Source organism: Marinomonas sp. 5E14-1 (genome assembly GCF_039939215.1).
In the GTDB taxonomy this organism is placed as follows: domain Bacteria; phylum Pseudomonadota; class Gammaproteobacteria; order Pseudomonadales; family Marinomonadaceae; genus Marinomonas.
The window spans coordinates 1-17,848 of the sequence record NZ_JBDXMW010000021.1; the positions used below are offsets into that span (position 1 = coordinate 1).

General features: G+C 43.4%; 20 protein-coding genes. 13 read left to right on the plus strand and 7 right to left on the minus strand.

From position 1 onward, the window contains the following. The coding region (locus ABFY09_RS14510; protein ID WP_347984995.1) for a hypothetical protein at positions 1-375 on the plus strand (375 nt) is incomplete at its 5' end. Between the two features lie 123 nt (positions 376-498). Here the strand turns inward: ABFY09_RS14510 and ABFY09_RS14515 are convergent. Both ABFY09_RS14515 and ABFY09_RS14520 read right to left on the minus strand, forming a co-directional pair. Further along, positions 499-735, minus strand: a complete 237-nt coding sequence (locus tag ABFY09_RS14515; RefSeq protein ID WP_347984996.1) for a helix-turn-helix domain-containing protein — start codon at positions 733-735, stop codon at positions 499-501. A gap of 85 nt (positions 736-820) precedes the next feature. Beyond that, positions 821-1,279: an Lrp/AsnC family transcriptional regulator gene (locus ABFY09_RS14520; protein ID WP_347984997.1), complete on the minus strand. Its 459-nt coding sequence runs from the start codon at positions 1,277-1,279 to the stop codon at positions 821-823. A gap of 179 nt (positions 1,280-1,458) precedes the next feature. On the opposite strand from ABFY09_RS14520, the gene ABFY09_RS14525 reads away from it, so the two are divergent. The 4 genes from ABFY09_RS14525 (at position 1,459) to ABFY09_RS14540 (ending at position 5,027) form a co-directional block, all read left to right on the plus strand. After that, entirely contained in the window at positions 1,459-2,286 is an 828-nt protein-coding gene (locus ABFY09_RS14525; protein WP_347984998.1) for an EamA family transporter, read from the plus strand. A 54-nt stretch (positions 2,287-2,340) separates the two neighbouring features. After that, positions 2,341-3,489, plus strand: coding sequence for an adenosine deaminase (gene add, locus ABFY09_RS14530; RefSeq protein ID WP_347984999.1), 1,149 nt, complete (start codon positions 2,341-2,343; stop codon positions 3,487-3,489). 27 nt (positions 3,490-3,516) lie between these two features. Continuing rightward, positions 3,517-3,897, plus strand: coding sequence for a VOC family protein (locus tag ABFY09_RS14535; RefSeq protein WP_347985000.1), 381 nt, complete (start codon positions 3,517-3,519; stop codon positions 3,895-3,897). 161 nt (positions 3,898-4,058) lie between these two features. Next, the gene (locus tag ABFY09_RS14540) at positions 4,059-5,027 is read left to right on the plus strand and encodes a hypothetical protein (protein ID WP_347985001.1); all 969 of its coding nucleotides are present in this window, start codon (positions 4,059-4,061) and stop codon (positions 5,025-5,027) included. 110 nt (positions 5,028-5,137) lie between these two features. Here the strand turns inward: ABFY09_RS14540 and ABFY09_RS14545 are convergent, their stop codons facing one another. Continuing rightward, a complete protein-coding gene (locus ABFY09_RS14545; RefSeq protein ID WP_347985002.1) occupies positions 5,138-5,632 on the minus strand; it encodes a dual specificity protein phosphatase family protein in 495 nt (164 codons plus the stop codon). Then, positions 5,629-6,693, minus strand: a complete 1,065-nt coding sequence (locus ABFY09_RS14550; protein WP_347985003.1) for a methylated-DNA--[protein]-cysteine S-methyltransferase — start codon at positions 6,691-6,693, stop codon at positions 5,629-5,631. Before ABFY09_RS14550 ends, ABFY09_RS14545 begins: the two co-directional genes overlap by 4 nt. Before the next feature lie 95 nt (positions 6,694-6,788). Here ABFY09_RS14550 and ABFY09_RS14555 point away from each other — a divergent pair, with 95 nt between their 5' ends. From ABFY09_RS14555 to ABFY09_RS14575, 5 genes are all read left to right on the plus strand, one after another. Continuing rightward, on the plus strand, positions 6,789-6,917 hold the full coding sequence (locus ABFY09_RS14555) for a hypothetical protein (RefSeq protein WP_347985004.1): 129 nt from the start codon (positions 6,789-6,791) through the stop codon (positions 6,915-6,917). Positions 6,918-7,250: 333 nt separating this feature from the next. Then, positions 7,251-7,829, plus strand: coding sequence for a DNA endonuclease SmrA (gene smrA, locus ABFY09_RS14560; RefSeq protein WP_347985005.1), 579 nt, complete (start codon positions 7,251-7,253; stop codon positions 7,827-7,829). Positions 7,830-7,980: 151 nt separating this feature from the next. Beyond that, positions 7,981-10,899: an insulinase family protein gene (locus ABFY09_RS14565; protein WP_347985006.1), complete on the plus strand. Its 2,919-nt coding sequence runs from the start codon at positions 7,981-7,983 to the stop codon at positions 10,897-10,899. A gap of 54 nt (positions 10,900-10,953) precedes the next feature. Next, a complete protein-coding gene (locus ABFY09_RS14570; protein WP_347985007.1) occupies positions 10,954-12,060 on the plus strand; it encodes a 1-acyl-sn-glycerol-3-phosphate acyltransferase in 1,107 nt (368 codons plus the stop codon). Positions 12,061-12,078: 18 nt separating this feature from the next. Further along, positions 12,079-12,831, plus strand: coding sequence for a lysophospholipid acyltransferase family protein (locus tag ABFY09_RS14575; protein WP_347985008.1), 753 nt, complete (start codon positions 12,079-12,081; stop codon positions 12,829-12,831). Positions 12,832-12,920: 89 nt separating this feature from the next. Here ABFY09_RS14575 and fabB read toward each other — a convergent pair whose 3' ends face one another. Together fabB and fabA are read right to left on the minus strand one after the other, a co-directional pair. Continuing rightward, positions 12,921-14,135, minus strand: coding sequence for a beta-ketoacyl-ACP synthase I (fabB, locus tag ABFY09_RS14580; protein ID WP_347985009.1), 1,215 nt, complete (start codon positions 14,133-14,135; stop codon positions 12,921-12,923). Positions 14,136-14,161: 26 nt separating this feature from the next. Next, on the minus strand, positions 14,162-14,677 hold the full coding sequence (gene fabA, locus ABFY09_RS14585) for a 3-hydroxyacyl-[acyl-carrier-protein] dehydratase FabA (protein WP_347985010.1): 516 nt from the start codon (positions 14,675-14,677) through the stop codon (positions 14,162-14,164). A 294-nt stretch (positions 14,678-14,971) separates the two neighbouring features. Between fabA and ABFY09_RS14590 the strand changes: the two genes are divergently transcribed. Then, positions 14,972-15,877, plus strand: a complete 906-nt coding sequence (locus tag ABFY09_RS14590) for an alpha/beta hydrolase (protein WP_347985011.1) — start codon at positions 14,972-14,974, stop codon at positions 15,875-15,877. A 47-nt stretch (positions 15,878-15,924) separates the two neighbouring features. Here the strand turns inward: ABFY09_RS14590 and ispB are convergent, their stop codons facing one another. After that, positions 15,925-16,905 (minus strand): octaprenyl diphosphate synthase, encoded by a 981-nt coding sequence (ispB, locus tag ABFY09_RS14595; protein ID WP_347985012.1) that lies wholly within the window; start codon positions 16,903-16,905, stop codon positions 15,925-15,927. 282 nt (positions 16,906-17,187) lie between these two features. Here ispB and rplU point away from each other — a divergent pair, with 282 nt between their 5' ends. Both rplU and rpmA read left to right on the plus strand, forming a co-directional pair. After that, on the plus strand, positions 17,188-17,496 hold the full coding sequence (gene rplU, locus ABFY09_RS14600) for a 50S ribosomal protein L21 (RefSeq protein WP_110577396.1): 309 nt from the start codon (positions 17,188-17,190) through the stop codon (positions 17,494-17,496). 31 nt (positions 17,497-17,527) lie between these two features. Next, complete coding sequence (rpmA, locus tag ABFY09_RS14605) at positions 17,528-17,785, plus strand: 50S ribosomal protein L27 (RefSeq protein ID WP_265730332.1); 258 nt, start codon at positions 17,528-17,530, stop codon at positions 17,783-17,785. Positions 17,786-17,848 lie beyond the last annotated feature (63 nt).

Here is a 17,848-nt window from a genome sequence, read left to right on the forward strand (position 1 = left end):
ACTGAGACTGAGACTGAGACTGAGACTGAGACTGAGACTGAGACTGAGACTGAGACTGAGACTGAGACTGAGACTGAGACTGAGACTGAGACTGACGCAGTGGAAGAGGATGTTGATAGTCTACTTACTGACGATGCCATTATCATCGAAGATGACGCTTTCGAAGAGGGTTCAATCGTTGATACAGAGTCAGAGCTTCCATCAGAAGTCGATATCTTAGTAACAGAATCAGACGATGTGCCATTACCAGAGTCAACGACTGAAGAAGTTGAAGAATCTGAGAGTGCAGTTGTTTCAACCTCGGAAAATGATGCTGTTGTTATTCTGGATAGTGATGTTGAGCCAGTTCAAGAGCAAAACTACAGCGACTTCTAATTTCTAGAAACGCTTTTAAATAAAACGTCCGCGGTTTAATGCACAGCGGGCGTTTTTTTTGATGGACGTTTGGTTATTCTGATCTCTTTAACCTAGTATTGACAGATAAGCCTATTAAGTAGCTTACGCTGATATTTGTTCAGGGTTCCACTTTAGCGCTAGACCAAACTCAATATAGTCGATGGTTTTCTGTGATATTCGGTTTTTCACCGCACAGTGTCGTCGATGTTGAGCGCGACGCTGTGCGACATTTGACTCATAAATGCCATTGATAGTCTGGTGTTTCAATTCTCGACTGATACTGGAATAACTGACATTAAGCCGCCTACCAATCTCTCTATAACTTAAATGTTGGTTCAACTAGGCTTGAATCTGATATCGTTGTGAATCGCCACTAGTTAGCTAGACTGTAAAGCCTTCGTGCTCTTACTATGTTTGCGGACCGCTATCCCGCCGGCGGTACCGGGCTGTTGGCTTTGGAGTGTTTGAGTACCACTAAGGTGCGAAAGTATTTCACGCTGTCGTCTTTGTGCAGTACGCGGTTGGCAAAGTCATCGAAGGCTTCCATGTCGGTAGACAGTACTTGCAGTACCACATCATGATCGCCTGTTACACACCAAGAATCGAGCACTTCTGGCTCCTTGTTAACCCGAGCAAGGAAACTGTTTATGATGGCGTTGTGGTCTCTTTCAAAGGTGATCATGACGAGCATGCTTAGAGGCCAACCCATGGTTTTGGGTTTGACGATGGCCATTTCCTTTTCAATAACACCACTGCTGCGCAGTTGTCTCACTCGGCGATAGCAAGCTGGTTCTGACAGGCCGACTTTTTCGGCAATCGAGCTCATGGAAGCTTTGGCATCTATTTGCAGCTGTTCGAGGATCTTCTTATCTAATGCGTCCATCAGTTTTTAGCCTTTCTTAGCGGATTTTGATAAAAATTATCAAATCTAAGTGAAATACGACTTAGAAATATACCCCAAACTGATAAATTTTATCTCATCCTCTTCGACCTATTAGAGATTAACTTATGATGACGGCTTCACTCTCGTTCAAACTCGTGGCCTCTTTGGCAGCGTTGTTGATGGCTATTATATCTATTACCGTAGGCGCCGCATTGGCTAAATCTATGTTCTCTGTATTCACTCCAGAAAATGTCACTGTGCTGCGTTTATCTGTGTCGGCAGTCATCTTGTTTTTTGGATTAAAGGCTTGGCGAGTACGTTTTATTCGTGACAATTTCCTCACCGTATTTGCCTATGGGATAACCGTCGCTGGAATGAATTTGTTTTTTTACATGTCGATCAAAACGGTACCCGTTGGTGTGGCATTGGCGGTCGAGCTGATTGGTCCTTTGTGTGTAGCAATGCTTTATTCCCAGCACCGCTTGGATTATGTGTGGATTTTGTTAGCGGTAATAGGCGTTTATTTATTGTTGCCAAAATCAACACAAGTGGAGAATCTTGATGTAGAAGGGTTGCTCTATGCGCTGGTGGCGGCATTTTTTTGGGGAACGTATATCTTAATGGGAAAGAGAGCGGGTAAATACTTTGGAAATAAGGCGCCGCCATTAGGTTTGGTGTTTGCCTCATTAGTTGTAATACCTGCAGGAGATGACGTATTGATTACTCAGTTATTAGATATTAATTTATTGCTCTTCGCTGTATTGATTGCGTTATTGTCTAGTGCTATTCCTTTGATGTTAGAGATGTTTGCGCTGCGTAATTTACCAACTCATGTTTATGGTGTCATGGCGAGTGGTGAGCCTGTGATGGGAGCGATTGTGGGCTTTTTTATCCTAGGAGAGCAATTGTCTTTGCTTCAATGTTTGGGAGTTGGGGCAATCGTGACTTCTTCTGTAGGTATAGCGCTTTCACCTTTGTATTTAAGAGCGCGTAATTTTTCGCTATAGAAAATATTCGCTTCCTCTCGCCTTGCCGCGTCCAATTAAGTTACCCTTTCTCCTATGATGAGTTTACCTAAAGTTGTTTTACATGAGCATATTGAAGGCTCGGTGACGCCTGAGTTGGCGTTGGTGTTGGCAAAGAAATATGGTGTTTCTTTGCCTGTCGGGTTTCTGTATGAAGAAGGCGAGTATGATGGGGTGGATTTCCCGAGTGGTCGCTATCAATATGATGAGTCGGATTTTGGTGAGTTCATTAGAACGTACGATGTTGTGGCGGATTTGATTCGTGAACCAGATGATTACTATCTTGTCGCAAAAGATTATTTATCGAGAAATTCGCAAAAAGGCATGGTGTATTGTGAGTTGATTACGTCTGCTCATCACCTTTGTTTTACTGAGTTGCCTGACGGAAGCTCGGAGTTAGACAGTAGAAAATATCATGACATCATGGATGCTATTGATCAGGCGATCCTTGATGTGAAAGCCGAATTCGGTACGGAAACGCGTCTTCATGGATGCGCCGTACGTCATCTTAATCTGTCCGATATTGAGCGCAGTGTGCGTTTCATTAAAGATAATCCGCGTTCAATGATTACGGGGTTTAACATTGCGGGTAATGAAATGGCGGGGCACTTTTCTGACTTTCATTATATGCATGATCTTGTCGACGACATTCCTTTGGCTAAGTCTTATCATGCGGGTGAAATTTGCGGGCCAGAAAGCATTCGCAGTGCTTTAGATTGTGGTGCGAAGCGCATTGGTCATGGCATCGCGGCGATCAAGGATGAGTCTTTGATGGATGAATTGATTGCAAACAACATCACTCTTGAGATCTCGCCAAGCAGCAATCGAATCTTAGTGCCTGAATTTAATCAATCCCTTGATCATCATCCTCTTAGAAGAATCTACGAACGAGGCGTGCGTATTACCATCAATACGGACGATGCAGGATTGTTTGGTACGGACATTGATAAAGAGTATCAAATTGCTGAACAGGTGTTTGGCTTCTCGCGGGTCGAGCTTTTGGACATCACCTTGTGTGCGCTGGAAGCGGCGTTTATCTCAGATGAAACAAAGCAAACCTTGATGGATTCGGTATATGAAACCTTTAGCGACTCCGATAAAGACGTATTAAAACAAACCTGTTTAACACTTCAATCCGGTGCCTTGTATGAGCGATTACATGCTCGTTTAAGGTGTTTAAACTAATCATTCACATTAGAACAGGATAACAAAATGCTATTAGGTGCAATGCTAGGAACCAATGACCTTGTAAAAGCGGGCGCTTTTTATGATGAAGTGTTAGGCACTATTGATATGGTACGTACCATGACTGTGGAAGGTGAAATTGGTTATGGCCCTAAAGATGGTTCAAGTTGTTTTTGGGTTTTGACGCCTTTCAATAAGAAGCCTGCAACGGTAGGAAATGGTGGGCAAATTAGCTTTCAGGCATCGAGCAATGAAGCGGTTGACCACTTTTATCAAGCCGCTTTGTCTGCTGGTGGCGTAGACGAAGGCGCGCCAGGTTATCGCTATCGACCGCATTATTATGGCGCTTACTGTCGAGATTTAGACGGCAATAAACTTCATGTAGTGCATGAGGCAAATCCTAGCTAAAGGAAGTTAAGTGAGCCGAGAAAAACTGCTGGTGTTCTAAATGAGTTGAGATGTTTACGTAATTCAAAGACTTGCTGACATAGATTTACGGACACCTCGTTATACTTCATGTCAGTGAGCGTTTCGCTTGTTGTGCAGATTCGAATTTTCAGAGGAAGTGTATGTCAAGAAAACAAGTGAGTCCTATATTATCTGTGGTGGTGTTAGGCCTCGGACTTTCTGCATTAGCGATCGCCAGTTCAACTTCATCCTATCAAGGTACTGGCAGCCTGACTCAAGGCGACGCGACCATCTTAGTGTCCAACTTATTTGATTGTTCCAATGGTTATAGCCGCCCCTCGCCAGTAGGCGAAATAATCGATCAAGAGGGTAAAGTCTGGACGGTTCCGGCAGCGAACTTGTTTCAGTCTGGTACAAAGGCAAACGATTTATATGAGGAATGCCACCAAATTACACCATTGGGCTTAGCGCAAATTGATAAAGCATCCGTTCCTGTTGTGGAAGTAGATCCTGATGGAGAAGTGGTGACGGGTTATATCTTTGCGGATAACTATTTTGAGCTTTACGTAAATGGCAAGCTGATTGGCGTCGATTCCGTTCCTTTCACTCCTTTTAACTCCAGTATCGTGAAATTTAAAGTCAATAAGCCTTACACCTTGGCGGTGAAAGTTATTGATTGGGAAGAAAATTTAGGCCTCGGTTCAGAACGTAATCGCGGCACCAAGTATCATCCAGGAGACGGCGGTTTTATTGCTAGCTTTAGTGATGGCATAGTGACCAATGATGATTGGCAAGCGCAAACGTTTTATACCTCGCCTATTTATGATCTGAGTTGTTTGAGTGAAGAGGCTGGCGCTCGACTATCCAAGAATTGCCAAACGCGAGGGCAAGATGATCAAAGTGAAGTGTATGGCGTGCATTGGTCTGTTCCGGCAGATTGGTTGAGTGAAGACTTCGACGACAGCGCTTGGCCGCAAGCAACGCTATACACTGAAGATGATATAGGTGTTGATAATAAGCGCAGTTATATGAACTTTATTGATCAGTTCAGTGGCGCAGGCGCTCAGTTTATTTGGTCGAGCAACGTGGTGCTCGATAATGAAGTGTTGCTGAGATATCAGGTTAAGTAGTTGTTTGAATGAGTGGTTGGTAGACCTGCCACTCTTATCTTGTGAAGCGATATTATTTTTAGGGATAGAAAATGCCAAAAAGCATTTTATCGAGAGAGAATGGGAGGCCGTTAAAAACCATATTGCTCCTCAAGAAAGGCCACGTGTGCTGGAATAGTCAAAGATGTAGGTCGAATGGATTGGACGAGAGATTTAGCACGTTCCCACTGATACCGAGATTCCAGTAATAATATTGCCGCCATCATTCCTGTTCGGCCTGTTCCTCCACGACAATGAATCACAATGGTCTTTTTCTCTTTTAAATGGCTAAGTATTGCTTCTTTGACTGGGTTAAATGCAGAGAAGAAACCTTGCTCAGGAGCATGATCGTCTTCTACAGGCAGTTGGTACCAAATCATGCCTTGTTGCTCTGTTTCTTTGCCAAGCTCTGTGACGTTCAGTTTGATGATTTCATCTGTTGGCAACATGCTGATAAGGATGTCTGCACCTGCTTCTTTAAGTGTTTTGATGGAAGAGGTTAAGTCAGCGTCTTTGGTTCCAGGGCAAGGCGTGAAAATAAAAGTAGCGCCATTGTCTAATGTCAGTCGGTCATAAGGATGTGTCATAGATTGGACTCCTGTTTCTCATTGTTTAATAAGGTTTTCTTTCTTTCTAGCCCCCAGCGATAACCCCCTAATCCGCCGTCACTTCTTAATACTCGATGACAGGGTATTAAGACGCCAATGCGGTTTTTCCCGCAGGCTGTGCCAACCGCTCTGACGGCGTTGGGCTTGCCTATTTTTTTAGCCACGTCTTTGTAGGTCATGGTTTCTCCTTCTCGGATGTGAGTGAGAAACTGCCAAACTGTTATTTGAAAAGCTGTGCCTCGAATATCCAAGGGAATGTTTGGACGAGGAACATTGTGGTTGACGTGTTGATCCAGAGCCTCGAGCCAATGGTCTAGCTCGATGGAATCTTGTGCTGAGGATTTTTTCAAATCAGCGTTTGGGAACTCTTCATGTAATTGCTGGATAAGCTGGCCTTGGTCATCGCCAAATTGAACACAGCAAACGCCTTTTTCTGTGGCGGCCATGAGCAAGACACCAAATTGAGTTGAGCGGCAGGCATAATGAATTTCTTCGCCAATGCCTCCTTTCTGGTAAGTTTTAGGCGTCATGCCAATCTGTCTTAGTGTTTCTCCATATACTCGACTGTCTGAACTGAACCCAGATGCATGAATGGCTGTTGTTACTTGGCTTCCTTGCTTTAGACCTTGTTTAAATTTTTTCATTCTTAGGGCGTCTTGATAATGTTTTGGTGAAATGCCAAAAGTATCTTTGAAGGCTTTTTGTAAGCGTGATGGGGAAAGCTTCACGATTTTACTGAGGGATTCCAAAGTGATCTTTTCTTCGACATGTTTTTCTATGTGTCTGGCCAGATCAATGACTCCTTGATGGCGTGGGTCGTTTCCTGCTGGATGACAACGTTTGCAGGGACGAAATCCCATAGTCATAGCCGATTCTATGTTGGGAAAGAATCTCAAATGATCTGGATGGGCTTGTTTCGTTGAGCAAGATGGTTGGCAAAATATGCCTGTTGTGATGACACCATAATAGAATACGCCATCAAACAGTGGATTTCTTTTTGCCACGGCTAGGATCATGTCTTGTTCGGGAGGCATGGTCATTCGGATATTCACTCTTTTGCTACTTAGTGATTATCTGATCACAATTGTTTTCGCTATGCCATCTGATTCTTGCCGAGTAATTTGAAGAGATATTGATGCTTGCTCTGTCTTTAAATATGATTCTTGGTGGTTTTGCGTTCTTGGCTTTTTTCCTTGCATTGGAAACGAAACAGATAGGTCTGGTTTCTCGCATTATGAGGCTTGAAGCGTCTCTTGTAATTTAGAGCGCAGTCTTATTGGTGAATATTTGATTAGGAATAACAAAGGCAGGTTATGGTTTTGTTGAAGAACTTTTCGTCCTGCCTTTGGTTTGGTTACCATCTGGACTGTTCGCCATTTGGCTGTTGAAGAAACGGAGAAAGAATCGATTCTTTGGAAGTGCTGACAACCTGTGCGGTTGCTTGGTTATGCTGTTATCATTCACGCATCTTTAGGTATGTTAATATAAGCCAATGCGCTAAGCGAAAACTGAGAGATCTTTAATAGGCTCCTTTGGGAGCCTATTTCTGTGTTGGCGGTCTTAATTGTGTGATGAATGGTATTTGAGGTGAATAGCGATGGCAGATGATGAGACATCTTTGTTTGCTCAAGAAGTAGCAGGCATTAAGCCGCTTGATAAAAGCGAAGTGTATCTTGCAAAAAAAGGCCCGCAGGTGGACTTTGAAGAGCGCCAGAAAGCGGCGATGATCGCAAAAGAAGCAGACAAAAATCACCTTTCCCAAGATTACATAGAGAAGGTTGAGCCTAATGATGTGCTGGAATATAAACGCTCTGGTGTACAAGATGGTGTTTTTAAACGACTTCGTCAGGGCAAATACGGTATTGAGGCTAGGTTAGATTTGCACAATCATACAGTGGCTCAAGCCCGAGAACAGGTTTATCAGTTTGTGGATGATTGCATGCGTAACGATATTCGCGTCGCGATTATTGTGCATGGCAAAGGAGAGCGAACGCCAGATCCTGAGACTCGAGCCATGTTAAAAAGCCATATAAACAAGTGGTTACGAGATCTTGATGCTGTGATGGCGTTCCATAGTGCCCAGCGATACCACGGCGGTTTAGGTGCCGTGTATGTGTTATTGAAGAAGACTGAAAAAGCGCGCTTAGATGACTGGGAAAAACATCAGAAACGCTAGACTTTTTTGTCGCTAAAATAGAAAGCTTTCACGTTATTTCGTGCAGTAAAAGTCATATTTTTGCTATAATCCCGCCACTTTACTGACTTGAGTTTATCCAAGTAGTCCCAAACATTATTGTCATCGCATTCTAATTCTATTGAGGTAGATAATGACCAATATCAAGGCACATCCTGCGTTTACATTTCTTCGCAGTGAGTTTATTGATGCTCTTAACGTTACAGTGCAGGAATTCGAGCATACGGTGACTGGCGCTAAGCATTTTCATATTGCGTCAGAGAATGATGAAAATGTTTTTCTTGTTGGTTTAAAAACCGTTCCGACAGATTCTTGTGGTGTAGCACATATTCTTGAACACACAGTATTGTGTGGTTCAGAGCGCTTCCCTGTTCGTGACCCTTTCTTCATGATGATTCGCCGTTCTTTGAATACTTTTATGAACGCTTTCACATCATCCGACTGGACGGCTTACCCTTTCGCGAGCAAGAACAAAAAAGACTTCCATAACCTTTTAGACGTGTATCTGGATGCAGTGTTTTTCTCTCGTTTAGATCCTTTGGACTTTTCTCAAGAAGGTCACCGTCTTGAGTTTGCCGAGCCAGAAAACACAGAATCGGATTTAACCTTCAAAGGTGTTGTGTTCAATGAGATGAAAGGAGCGATGAGCTCTACGACGTCTGTCTTGTGGCAAACACTGACAAAGTATTTGTTCCCGAACAATACATACCATTTCAACTCTGGCGGTGAGCCAACGGATATTCCTGATTTATCTTACGGTGATCTTTTGGCGTTCTATCGCACACATTACCACCCTTCTAATGCTGTCTTTATGACGTTTGGTGATATTCCAGCAGACACATTGCAAGAAGAATTCGAAGCCAAAGTCTTGAGCCGTTTTGAACGCTTAGATACGCAAGTTACTGTCCCTAATGCGAAACGTTATTTCTCGCCTGTTCGTGTTGAAGAAGGCTATGCCGCTGACGAAGTGAAAGAAGATGGCAGTCATGTGGTCGTTGGTTGGTTGTTAGGCGAAAGTACTGATCTGAACCAGCAGTTTGAAGCTCAATTATTATCGAGTGTGTTATTGGACAACAGCGCATCACCATTGCGCCGTGTACTGGAAAACTCTGATTTAGGACGGGCGCCTTCACCTTTGTGTGGCTTAGAAGACTCGAACAAAGAAATGAGTTTTATGTGTGGTTTGGAAGGCGTTAAAAAAGAAGATGCTACCAAAGTGGAAGCACTGATTATTTCTACGTTAGAAGACATTACAGAGAAAGGCGTGCCGCAAGAGTCCGTGGATGCCATGTTGCATCAGTTAGAGCTAAGTCAGCGCGAAATAGGCGGTGGTGGATACCCTTATGGTTTACAGCTGATTTTGGTCGGTTTATCGACAGCGGTGCATTCTGGTGATGTGATTGCTCAGTTGGATTTGGATCCAGTGATTGAGGCAATGCGTGAAAAAATCCAAGACAAAAACTACATTCCTAGTTTGATTAAAACTCTACTTTTGTCCAACGCTCATCGTGTGACTTTGACGTTAAGCCCAGATGATGCGCTTGAAACACGTAGAAATGCGGCAGAGAAAGACAGATTAAGCAAAATAAAATCAGCGCTATCTGACGAAGAAAAACAGCGTGTTGTTGAACAAAGTGCGGCTTTGAAAACACGCCAATCTCAAGTGGATGACATGAGTATTCTGCCAAAAGTCGGTTTGGAAGATGTTCCTGCTCGCTTGCCAGAATATGACAACCAAAAATTGGCAGGAGACTTGCCAATTACATTCTATCCTCAAGGCACCAATGGTTTGGTGTACCAGCAGTTGGTCATTGATTTACCAGAATTAGACGAAGAAGAAATTGCGTATTTGCCTTTGTTTTCTTCTATGATGACGGAGTTAGGTATTGGGGAGTCCGACTATTTGGCGGTTCAAGAGCGTCAAGCACAAGTATGTGGCGGTTTGGGTGCGTCGAATTCAATCCGCGCTACGATTGAAGATCGCCAGTCATTAAATGGTTACTTTATTTTATCAACGAAAGCTTTAGTGCCGAATGTCAAAGCAATGAGTGAATTGCTTAAAGATACTATGCTGTCGGTTCGATTTGATGAAGTGGCTCGAGTAAAAGAGCTGGTGGCTCAGCGTCGTGCGCGTCGAGAACAATCTATTACAGGTCAAGGACACTCCTTGGCAATGACTGCTGCGTCTAGTGCGCTTTCTGGTTTGGCTGCACAGCAAGAAGCTTGGGGCGGTATGTCTGGCATTCGCTCTGCGATTGCACTTGATGATGCGATGAAAGCAAGTGATGACGCGGTGCATAATGTATTGGCTGTGTTCGCTCGTTTGCACAGTAAGTTGCTTAAAGCGAACAAGCAGCTTCTTCTCGTAGCAGAGCCTCAACATGAAGCTGCTATCCTTGCGGATGTGCGTGCTATTTTTAACGATTTACCTGTAGGAACGGAAGCAAGTAAGTTTGTGCTGAAGCCTGTTGATTCAAGAGTGCAGTTGGCTTGGTTAACGTCAACTCAGGTGAGTTTTTGCAGTAAGGCTTTCCGTACCGAATCCGGTGAACATCCTGATGTGGCAGCTCTTACAGTATTGGGCGGCTTTTTACGTAATGGCTTCTTACATCGTGCGATCCGTGAACAAGGCGGTGCTTACGGTGGCGGTGCGAGCTTTGATGGCAGCACAGGTTCATTCCGTTTCTATTCTTATCGTGATCCGCGTTTGACAGAAACCTTGGCGGATTTCGACGCTTCTATTGATTGGATGCTGAACGAAGGTCACACAGAAGAGGCTTTGGAAGAAGCAATTTTGGGTGTGATTGGTTCTATGGATAAACCTGGTTCACCGGCTGGCGAAGCGCAAAGTGATTTCTATGTGCAATTGCATGGACGCAGCTTGGCTTACCGAGAAGCGTTCCGCGCTAAAATTCTAGCGGTGACGATAGAGCAGCTTAAGCAAGTAACGAAAACTTACTTGGTCAAAGAAAATGAAAACATTGCCGTGGTGACGTCAACGTCAAAACGTGCAGAGCTAGAAGCGTTAGGATTTGATATTCAAACCCTATAACGCTGACTTTTATATAACAAAAAACAGAATAGTTTTTTATTGTTGGAAAAATCAATGGATCAGTTTCACGATATACGCCCTTACAATGACAACGAAGTTGCGGAGGTACTGAATAACCTGGTTGAAACACCAGACTTTATAAACACCATTATTGGTTTTCGTTTTGCCAAATGGCCTAAGATTTTTCATGGGCCTTTGTCGTTTATAGTGAAGCTGGCTTTGAAGCGTCAGATTAGCGGTATCTCGAATGTTCATGAGTTCCAAATGCGCGTTGCGGGTTACATGGAACGTATGATTAAGACAACCACAAGCAATGTTGAATATCGCGGAATTGAAAAGCTTGATAAAAACCAAGGTTATTTGTTCTTGTCGAACCATAGAGATATCGCTATGGATCCCGCTTTTGTCAATTATGGTTTGTATATGGCTGGTCTAAATACAGTGCGTATTGCGATTGGTGATAATTTGCTACGACGTCCCTTTGTGTCGGATCTTATGCGTCTGAACAAAAGCTTTATTGTGAAGCGTTCAGCCAACGGTATCCGTGAAATGATGGCGGCATTTGGTCAGTTGTCGGCGTACATTTCTGAATCTTTGATGAAAGAGCAGGCTAATATTTGGATTGCGCAAAAAGAGGGTCGTGCAAAGGATGGCTTAGACCAAACGGATCCTGCGATTATCAAGATGTTTTACATGAGCCAAAAGAAAGAGAAAATCCCTTTTTCCAGTGCAATGGCAAACTTGAAGATTGTTCCTGTGTCGATTTCTTACGAATACGACCCTTGTGCCTTTGATAAGGCGCAAGAGCTGCATCAGAAGTCGACAACGGGCAATTACGAAAAGGCGGAATTCGAAGACATCGAGAGTATTAAAAACGGTATTGTCGGCCAAAAAGGGAAAGTGGTTGTAACCTTTGGTGATGTTATGGACGACAGCTTTGAAACACCAGAAGAGTTTGTGGCGGAAGTTGATCGTCAGATCATTACAAATTATGCGATACAGCCAACCAACGAAGCGGCTTATGCTTTACAGCAAGGTTTGTCGTCAACGGATAGTGCTTTCTCAAGTTACCTTGAAACTTGCCCTGAAAATATCAGAGAAACCGTGCTGGCTATGTACGCCAACCCTCTGAAGCAGAAGCAAAAATACTTGGAAAAATAGAAAAGGAGTGCGGTGTTAATGAGTGTTTCGGAATCAGCAAGGTCTTGGATAGGTTCAATTGTCTTCTTTGCTTATTATGCAGTTTCAACGATTTTGTTCGGCGCTCTTGCTCCTCTTGCTACGCTGTTGTTGCCTAAAAATGCACGTCAACCAGTGTTAAATCTACATAACAAAGGTTTGTTGTGTGCGTTTCGCCTTTTGTGTGGCGTGAAGGTAGAAATAATAGGGCGAGAAAACATTGATAAAAATCGACCAGTTGTTTTAGTAGCAAACCATCAAAGCGAATGGGAAACCTATGTTTTGCAAGTGCTTATGGCGCCGGTTTCAACTGTATTAAAGAAAGAACTGCTTGCAGTGCCATTCTTTGGTTGGGGGTTGCGCATGGTGAAGCCAATCGCGATTGATCGCTCTCAGCGAACTAATGCTCTTAAGCAAATCATTAGCCAAGGTAAAGAGCGATTAGAAGATGGTCGTTCTGTGCTTATTTTTCCGGAAGGCACTCGCATTGCGCCAAACGAAGAGCAGCCTTTTAACAAGGGGGCCGCTATGTTGGCAACGTCTGCTAATGTGCCGATTTTACCTGTTGTTCATAATGCAGGTTATACATGGCCTGGTAGGCGCTGGCGTAAATTTCCTGGTTCAATCCGAGTTGTGATTGGCTCTATTATTGAATCTGAAGGGAAGAGAACCTCAGTATTACATGAGGAAATGGACGCTTGGATGCGCTCGGAAATGGCCAAACTGCCAAAAGGGAATAGCTCTTTAGATTAAGAGTTGTCTATCAAACGCTTACTTATTTTCAGCAATAAAAAGCCGCATTTGAAATGCGGCTTTTTTATGACTAGATTCTCGCTAGAGGATTAAGCTTCGTATTTTTTGAATACTAAGCTGGCGTTTGTGCCGCCAAATCCAAAGCTGTTAGACATGATGTATTTAAGATCAGCGTTGTCTTTGCGAGTTGTTACTACAGGAATGTTGCCCGCAGCAGGGTCAAGGTCATCTACGTTTGCTGATGCTGTGATGAAGTTGTTTTCCATCATTAGCAAGCAGTAAATTGCTTCATGTACACCCGCGGCACCTAGAGAGTGACCAGACAAAGATTTTGTTGAGCTAATTAATGGGATCTTGTCGCCAAATGTCTCATTAACAGCTTGTAATTCTTTCATGTCACCGGCAGGGGTACTTGTACCATGAGTATTGATGTAATCAATGTCGCCATCAATAGTGCTCATTGCCATTTGCATACAACGAACTGCGCCTTCGCCAGAAGGGGCAACCATGTCGTAGCCATCGGATGTTGCACCGTAACCTACTAATTCAGCGTAGATTTTTGCGCCACGAGCTTTAGCGTGTTCTAGCTCTTCGATAACCAACATACCGCCACCACCAGCGATAACAAAACCATCACGGTTTGCATCGTATGCGCGAGACGCTTTTTCTGGTGTTTCATTGTATTTAGAGGAAAGTGCGCCCATTGCATCAAACATACAGGTTTGAGCCCAGCTTTCTTCTTCGCCGCCGCCAGCGAAAACAATGTCTTGCTTGCCGAGTTGGATTAATTCCATAGCATTACCAATACAGTGTGCACTGGTTGAGCAAGCTGATGTTATCGAGTAGTTCACACCTTTGATTTTGAATGGTGTTGCTAGACAAGCAGATACAGTGCTTCCCATTGTTTGGGTAACACGGTATGGACCAACACGTTTAACGCCTTTTTCGCGTAGCGTGTCTGCTGATTGCACTAGGTTATCAGCGGATGCACCGCCAGAACCTGCCACTAAACCAGTGCGAACATTGGAAACTTGTTCTTCTGTTAAGCCTGCATCAGCAATTGCTTGTTGCATGGACACATAAGCATAAGTTGCTGCTGGGCCCATGAAACGACGTACTTTACGGTCAATTTCACTGTCATCTAAGTCAACTCGGCCAGCAACATGGCTACGGAAGCCATATTCTTTATAGTCTTCGACGAAACGAATACCAGATTGGCCTTCACGTAAGGAGTTTAGAACGCTGCTTTTGTCATTGCCTAGGCAGCTAACAACGCCAAGACCTGTTACTACTACACGACGCATAAGTGTGCCTCTTTCATTCTTAATCTTTAGAAGTTGTCCGTTGATGTGAACAAACCTACACGCAAGTCTTTTGCTGTGTAAATTTCACGTCCGTCAACTTTAACGCTACCATCTGCGATACCCATTACCAACTTACGCTCAATAACGCGCTTAAGTTGAATGTTGAAAGTAACTTTTTTCGCTGTTGGTAGAATCTGACCTGTGAATTTCACTTCGCCGGAGCCCAAAGCACGCCCACGTCCTTTGTTACCTTTCCAGCCAAGGAAAAAACCAACTAGTTGCCACATTGCATCTAAGCCAAGGCAACCAGGCATAACTGGGTCACCTGGGAAGTGGCATTCAAAGAACCAAAGGTCAGGGTTGATATCTAGCTCAGCAATGATTTCGCCTTTGCCATATTCTCCGCCTTCGGCAGAAATGTGAGTAATACGATCCATCATAAGCATATTGCCAACAGGAAGTCGGGCATTACCTTCACCAAACATTTCGCCGTAGCCGCATTTTAATAGTTCGTCTTTTTCAAAAGATGAAGCAGTAGTCATTGTATTCCTATATCCACATCCAGAATGACTTAAAAGTAGTCAGGTGGATTTGTGTGGTCCAGTTTGCAGTATAAAATCTAGCTGATTATATCGGTTCGAAGCCTCAATATGAATGTTTGAATGTAAAAAAACCAAATTACCTGCATGAAAAATGATCATTTTGTTTTTGTTTTTCATGTTTTGCCGAAAGTATGTTGCTTTTGGGCGATTTTTTAGCTGTTTGATATTACTATTTGGCCAGTATTTTCTTTTTAAGATATTTGTTTTGGTAATGTCTGATGTTTGAGATTTTGTATGGTGAGTAAAGAAAAAACAGATTTCGTGACTTGGAATAGTTCATTAGAAGATGGTTCTATTCAAGGCTACTTGAACCGTAAAAACGACACTGAGCCAAGTATTCATTTCCTTCACGGCAATGGGTTTTCTGTCAAAACCTATTCGTGCTTTTTGAGAAAGCTAGGTGTGTATAATTTAATTTTACAAGACGCGGCTGGTCATGGCGGATCAACAGCGGGTAAACGTTTTGTTGGTTGGAATAAAACGGCGACACGCTTTATTGATTCCTTGGGACAGCAGAAGTCTGCGTTGCCGGATACCGGTTTGATTGGTATGGGGCATAGCTTTGGCGGCTGTGTGACAGTACTAATGAACGCTCAAAAGCCATCTATTTTTGATCGCATGGTGCTTTTGGATCCAGCTATTTTTCCACCTCGGTTAATCTGGATGATGCGTGGCGTTAAGTTGGCCGGTCTGAAGAGTCGAGTGCCATTGGCGAGACAAGCAAAGCGCCGTCGTACTCAGTGGGAAAGTTATGCTCAAGTTAGAGGGAACTTCTTTGAAAGAGGCACCTTTAAAGGTTGGGAAGACGAGTGTTTGGATGATTATATTTCTTCTTCAACGAAACGCGATGATAATGGACATTATCAACTAGGTTGCCCTACTTGGATGGAGGCGGCAATTTTTTCAAGTTACCCACAAGGTTTGTGGCGCGCTATAAAGAATATCTCCGTCCCTACCTACATAGTGCAAGGTAAAGATACGTTTGATTATTTCAAGGAGGCTTATCGTTTGGCTGCTAAGTTGAACTCTAATATTACGGTTGTGGAAGTTGATGGTGGGCATTGCTTTATGCAGCAACACTCTAGTTTGTCGGCAGACATGGTAATGGATTTGCTGAAAGAGGAAAAACAGGAAGAATAAAAAGCATTAGTTGCTTTTCAAGTGTTCCTATATTCCTCTTGTAGGTTCTAGTTACGTCTTTTGACGGATGCGTGAGCTAAGGAAATGAGTGCTGCTTTGTATGCTGACTCTGGTAGCTTGTCGACAGCGTTAATAGCCATTTCGGCTTGCAGCTGAGCTTTTTTTTCAGTGTATTCAATAGCGCCGCAAGCTTGAACATCTTTAATAATAGTCTCTAGCTGCTCTAAACCGCCTGTAAGAATAGCGTTTTTAACTCTGCCCGCTGCTTCAGTGCTACCATGTTTCATTGTGTAGATAAGAGGTAAGGTCGGTTTGCCTTCGGCTAGATCGTCCCCCACACTTTTACCCATTTCTTCTGCTGTGCTTGTGTAGTCCATAACATCATCGATGAGCTGAAAGGCTGTGCCGACATGCATGCCGTATTGTCTTAGTGCTTCTTGTGTTTCGCTATTTGCATTGGCAATGATGGCACCGCATAGTGCTGCACCTTCAAAAAGCTTTGCAGTTTTGTACTGAATTACTTTCAAGTAGCTTTCTTCTGTTGTGTCTGGGTCGCCACAGTTAATGAGCTGCTGAACTTCCCCTTCGGCAATAACGTTTGTGGTTTCTGCTAACACTTTCATGCATGGCATGTTGCCAACATTGACCATAATCTGAAAAGCGCGAGAATACAGGAAATCACCCACGAGAACGCTAGGAGCATTTCCCCACTCTTCGTTAGCGGTTTTTTTACCTCGACGCATGTCTGATTCATCAACAACATCATCGTGTAACAATGTTGATGTGTGGATGAATTCGATGATGGTCGCCATTTGGATGGCTTGGTGTTGTTTTTCGTTATTCAGCTCTTCGCTTGCTTTGGCAGCAAGTAAAACCAATAAAGGTCGGAGTCTTTTGCCTCCATTGCTAATGATGTAGTAACCGATTTGCTCGATAAGAGGTATGTCACTATTTAGTTGTGACACTATATATTCATTTACTTGGCCAAATTCATTGGCCACAACATCATGTATTTGTGTAGGTTGCATGCAATTTCCGAAGCTAAATTATCTCGAGCTGATCAGCAAGTTTGCATCATGCTAGGTAAGGCTTGTGTCAGGGTCAACCCAAATTATTAAAAATCTCTAAAGACCTTGCTTTTTACTTGTATTGGCTGGTTTGATTTTGTACAATCTCGCGTCCGATTTACCCACATTTTGCTCCCTATCATATGGTTAGTGATTTTTGTCCGATTCGGTCAGAAAAATATTGCCACTAGAAGTAGGTCAAATTCAATTTCAGTAGCCGGGTAAATCTTATTGGAGAAGAACATGTTTGCAGTGATCAAAACTGGCGGTAAGCAATACCGTGTAGAAGAAGGCCAAACCCTTAAGGTTGAGAAATTAGCTGTTGAAGAAGGTGGCGCGATTCAGTTCGACGACGTTCTTCTTGTAAGCAATGGCGACGACGTTAAAGTTGGCGCACCTGTTGTAGAAGGCGCTAAAGTGACAGCGGAAGTTGTTGCGCATGGTCGCGGAGATAAAGTGAAAATCTTGAAATTCCGTCGTCGTAAGCACTCTATGAAGCGTATGGGTCACCGTCAGTGGTTCACGGAAGTGAAAATAACTGGCATTAACTAAGCGCTAACTATTCAAATTTAAGGAGTAAGTCATGGCTCATAAAAAGGCGGGTGGTAGTACTCGTAACGGTCGCGATTCCGAGTCGAAACGATTAGGTGTCAAACGTTTTGGTGGTCAAGTTGTGATCCCAGGTAACATTCTTGTTCGTCAGCGTGGTACTCAGTTCCACCCTGGTGCAGGTGTTCAAATTGGTAAAGATCATACTTTGTTCGCTGTTGTTGAAGGCCAAGTGAAGTTTGAAGTGAAAGGTAAGTTGAAGCGTCGTACAGTTTCTGTCGTTGCTGCTTAATCGCTTACTAAAAACTTAAAAAAAGCTCCGCGACGCGGGGCTTTTTTTTTGGAAGAATTCTAT

What these genes read in the sequence shown, in the direction of transcription:
- fabB (WP_347985009.1), bottom strand. Translation starts at nt 14,135, where the DNA reads ATGCGTCGTGTAGTAGTAACAGGTCTTGGCGTTGTTAGCTGCCTAGGC.
- rpmA (WP_265730332.1), top strand. Translation starts at nt 17,528, where the DNA reads ATGGCTCATAAAAAGGCGGGTGGTAGTACTCGTAACGGTCGCGATTCC.
- rplU (WP_110577396.1), top strand. Translation starts at nt 17,188, where the DNA reads ATGTTTGCAGTGATCAAAACTGGCGGTAAGCAATACCGTGTAGAAGAA.
- add (WP_347984999.1), top strand. Translation starts at nt 2,341, where the DNA reads ATGATGAGTTTACCTAAAGTTGTTTTACATGAGCATATTGAAGGCTCG.
- ABFY09_RS14540 (WP_347985001.1), top strand. Translation starts at nt 4,059, where the DNA reads ATGTCAAGAAAACAAGTGAGTCCTATATTATCTGTGGTGGTGTTAGGC.
- fabA (WP_347985010.1), bottom strand. Translation starts at nt 14,677, where the DNA reads ATGACTACTGCTTCATCTTTTGAAAAAGACGAACTATTAAAATGCGGC.
- ABFY09_RS14535 (WP_347985000.1), top strand. Translation starts at nt 3,517, where the DNA reads ATGCTATTAGGTGCAATGCTAGGAACCAATGACCTTGTAAAAGCGGGC.
- ABFY09_RS14545 (WP_347985002.1), bottom strand. Translation starts at nt 5,632, where the DNA reads ATGACACATCCTTATGACCGACTGACATTAGACAATGGCGCTACTTTT.
- ABFY09_RS14520 (WP_347984997.1), bottom strand. Translation starts at nt 1,279, where the DNA reads ATGGACGCATTAGATAAGAAGATCCTCGAACAGCTGCAAATAGATGCC.
- ABFY09_RS14570 (WP_347985007.1), top strand. Translation starts at nt 10,954, where the DNA reads ATGGATCAGTTTCACGATATACGCCCTTACAATGACAACGAAGTTGCG.
- ABFY09_RS14590 (WP_347985011.1), top strand. Translation starts at nt 14,972, where the DNA reads ATGGTGAGTAAAGAAAAAACAGATTTCGTGACTTGGAATAGTTCATTA.
- ispB (WP_347985012.1), bottom strand. Translation starts at nt 16,905, where the DNA reads ATGCAACCTACACAAATACATGATGTTGTGGCCAATGAATTTGGCCAA.
- ABFY09_RS14575 (WP_347985008.1), top strand. Translation starts at nt 12,079, where the DNA reads ATGAGTGTTTCGGAATCAGCAAGGTCTTGGATAGGTTCAATTGTCTTC.
- ABFY09_RS14555 (WP_347985004.1), top strand. Translation starts at nt 6,789, where the DNA reads ATGCTTGCTCTGTCTTTAAATATGATTCTTGGTGGTTTTGCGTTCTTG.
- ABFY09_RS14550 (WP_347985003.1), bottom strand. Translation starts at nt 6,693, where the DNA reads ATGACCATGCCTCCCGAACAAGACATGATCCTAGCCGTGGCAAAAAGA.
- ABFY09_RS14565 (WP_347985006.1), top strand. Translation starts at nt 7,981, where the DNA reads ATGACCAATATCAAGGCACATCCTGCGTTTACATTTCTTCGCAGTGAG.
- ABFY09_RS14525 (WP_347984998.1), top strand. Translation starts at nt 1,459, where the DNA reads ATGGCTATTATATCTATTACCGTAGGCGCCGCATTGGCTAAATCTATG.
- smrA (WP_347985005.1), top strand. Translation starts at nt 7,251, where the DNA reads ATGGCAGATGATGAGACATCTTTGTTTGCTCAAGAAGTAGCAGGCATT.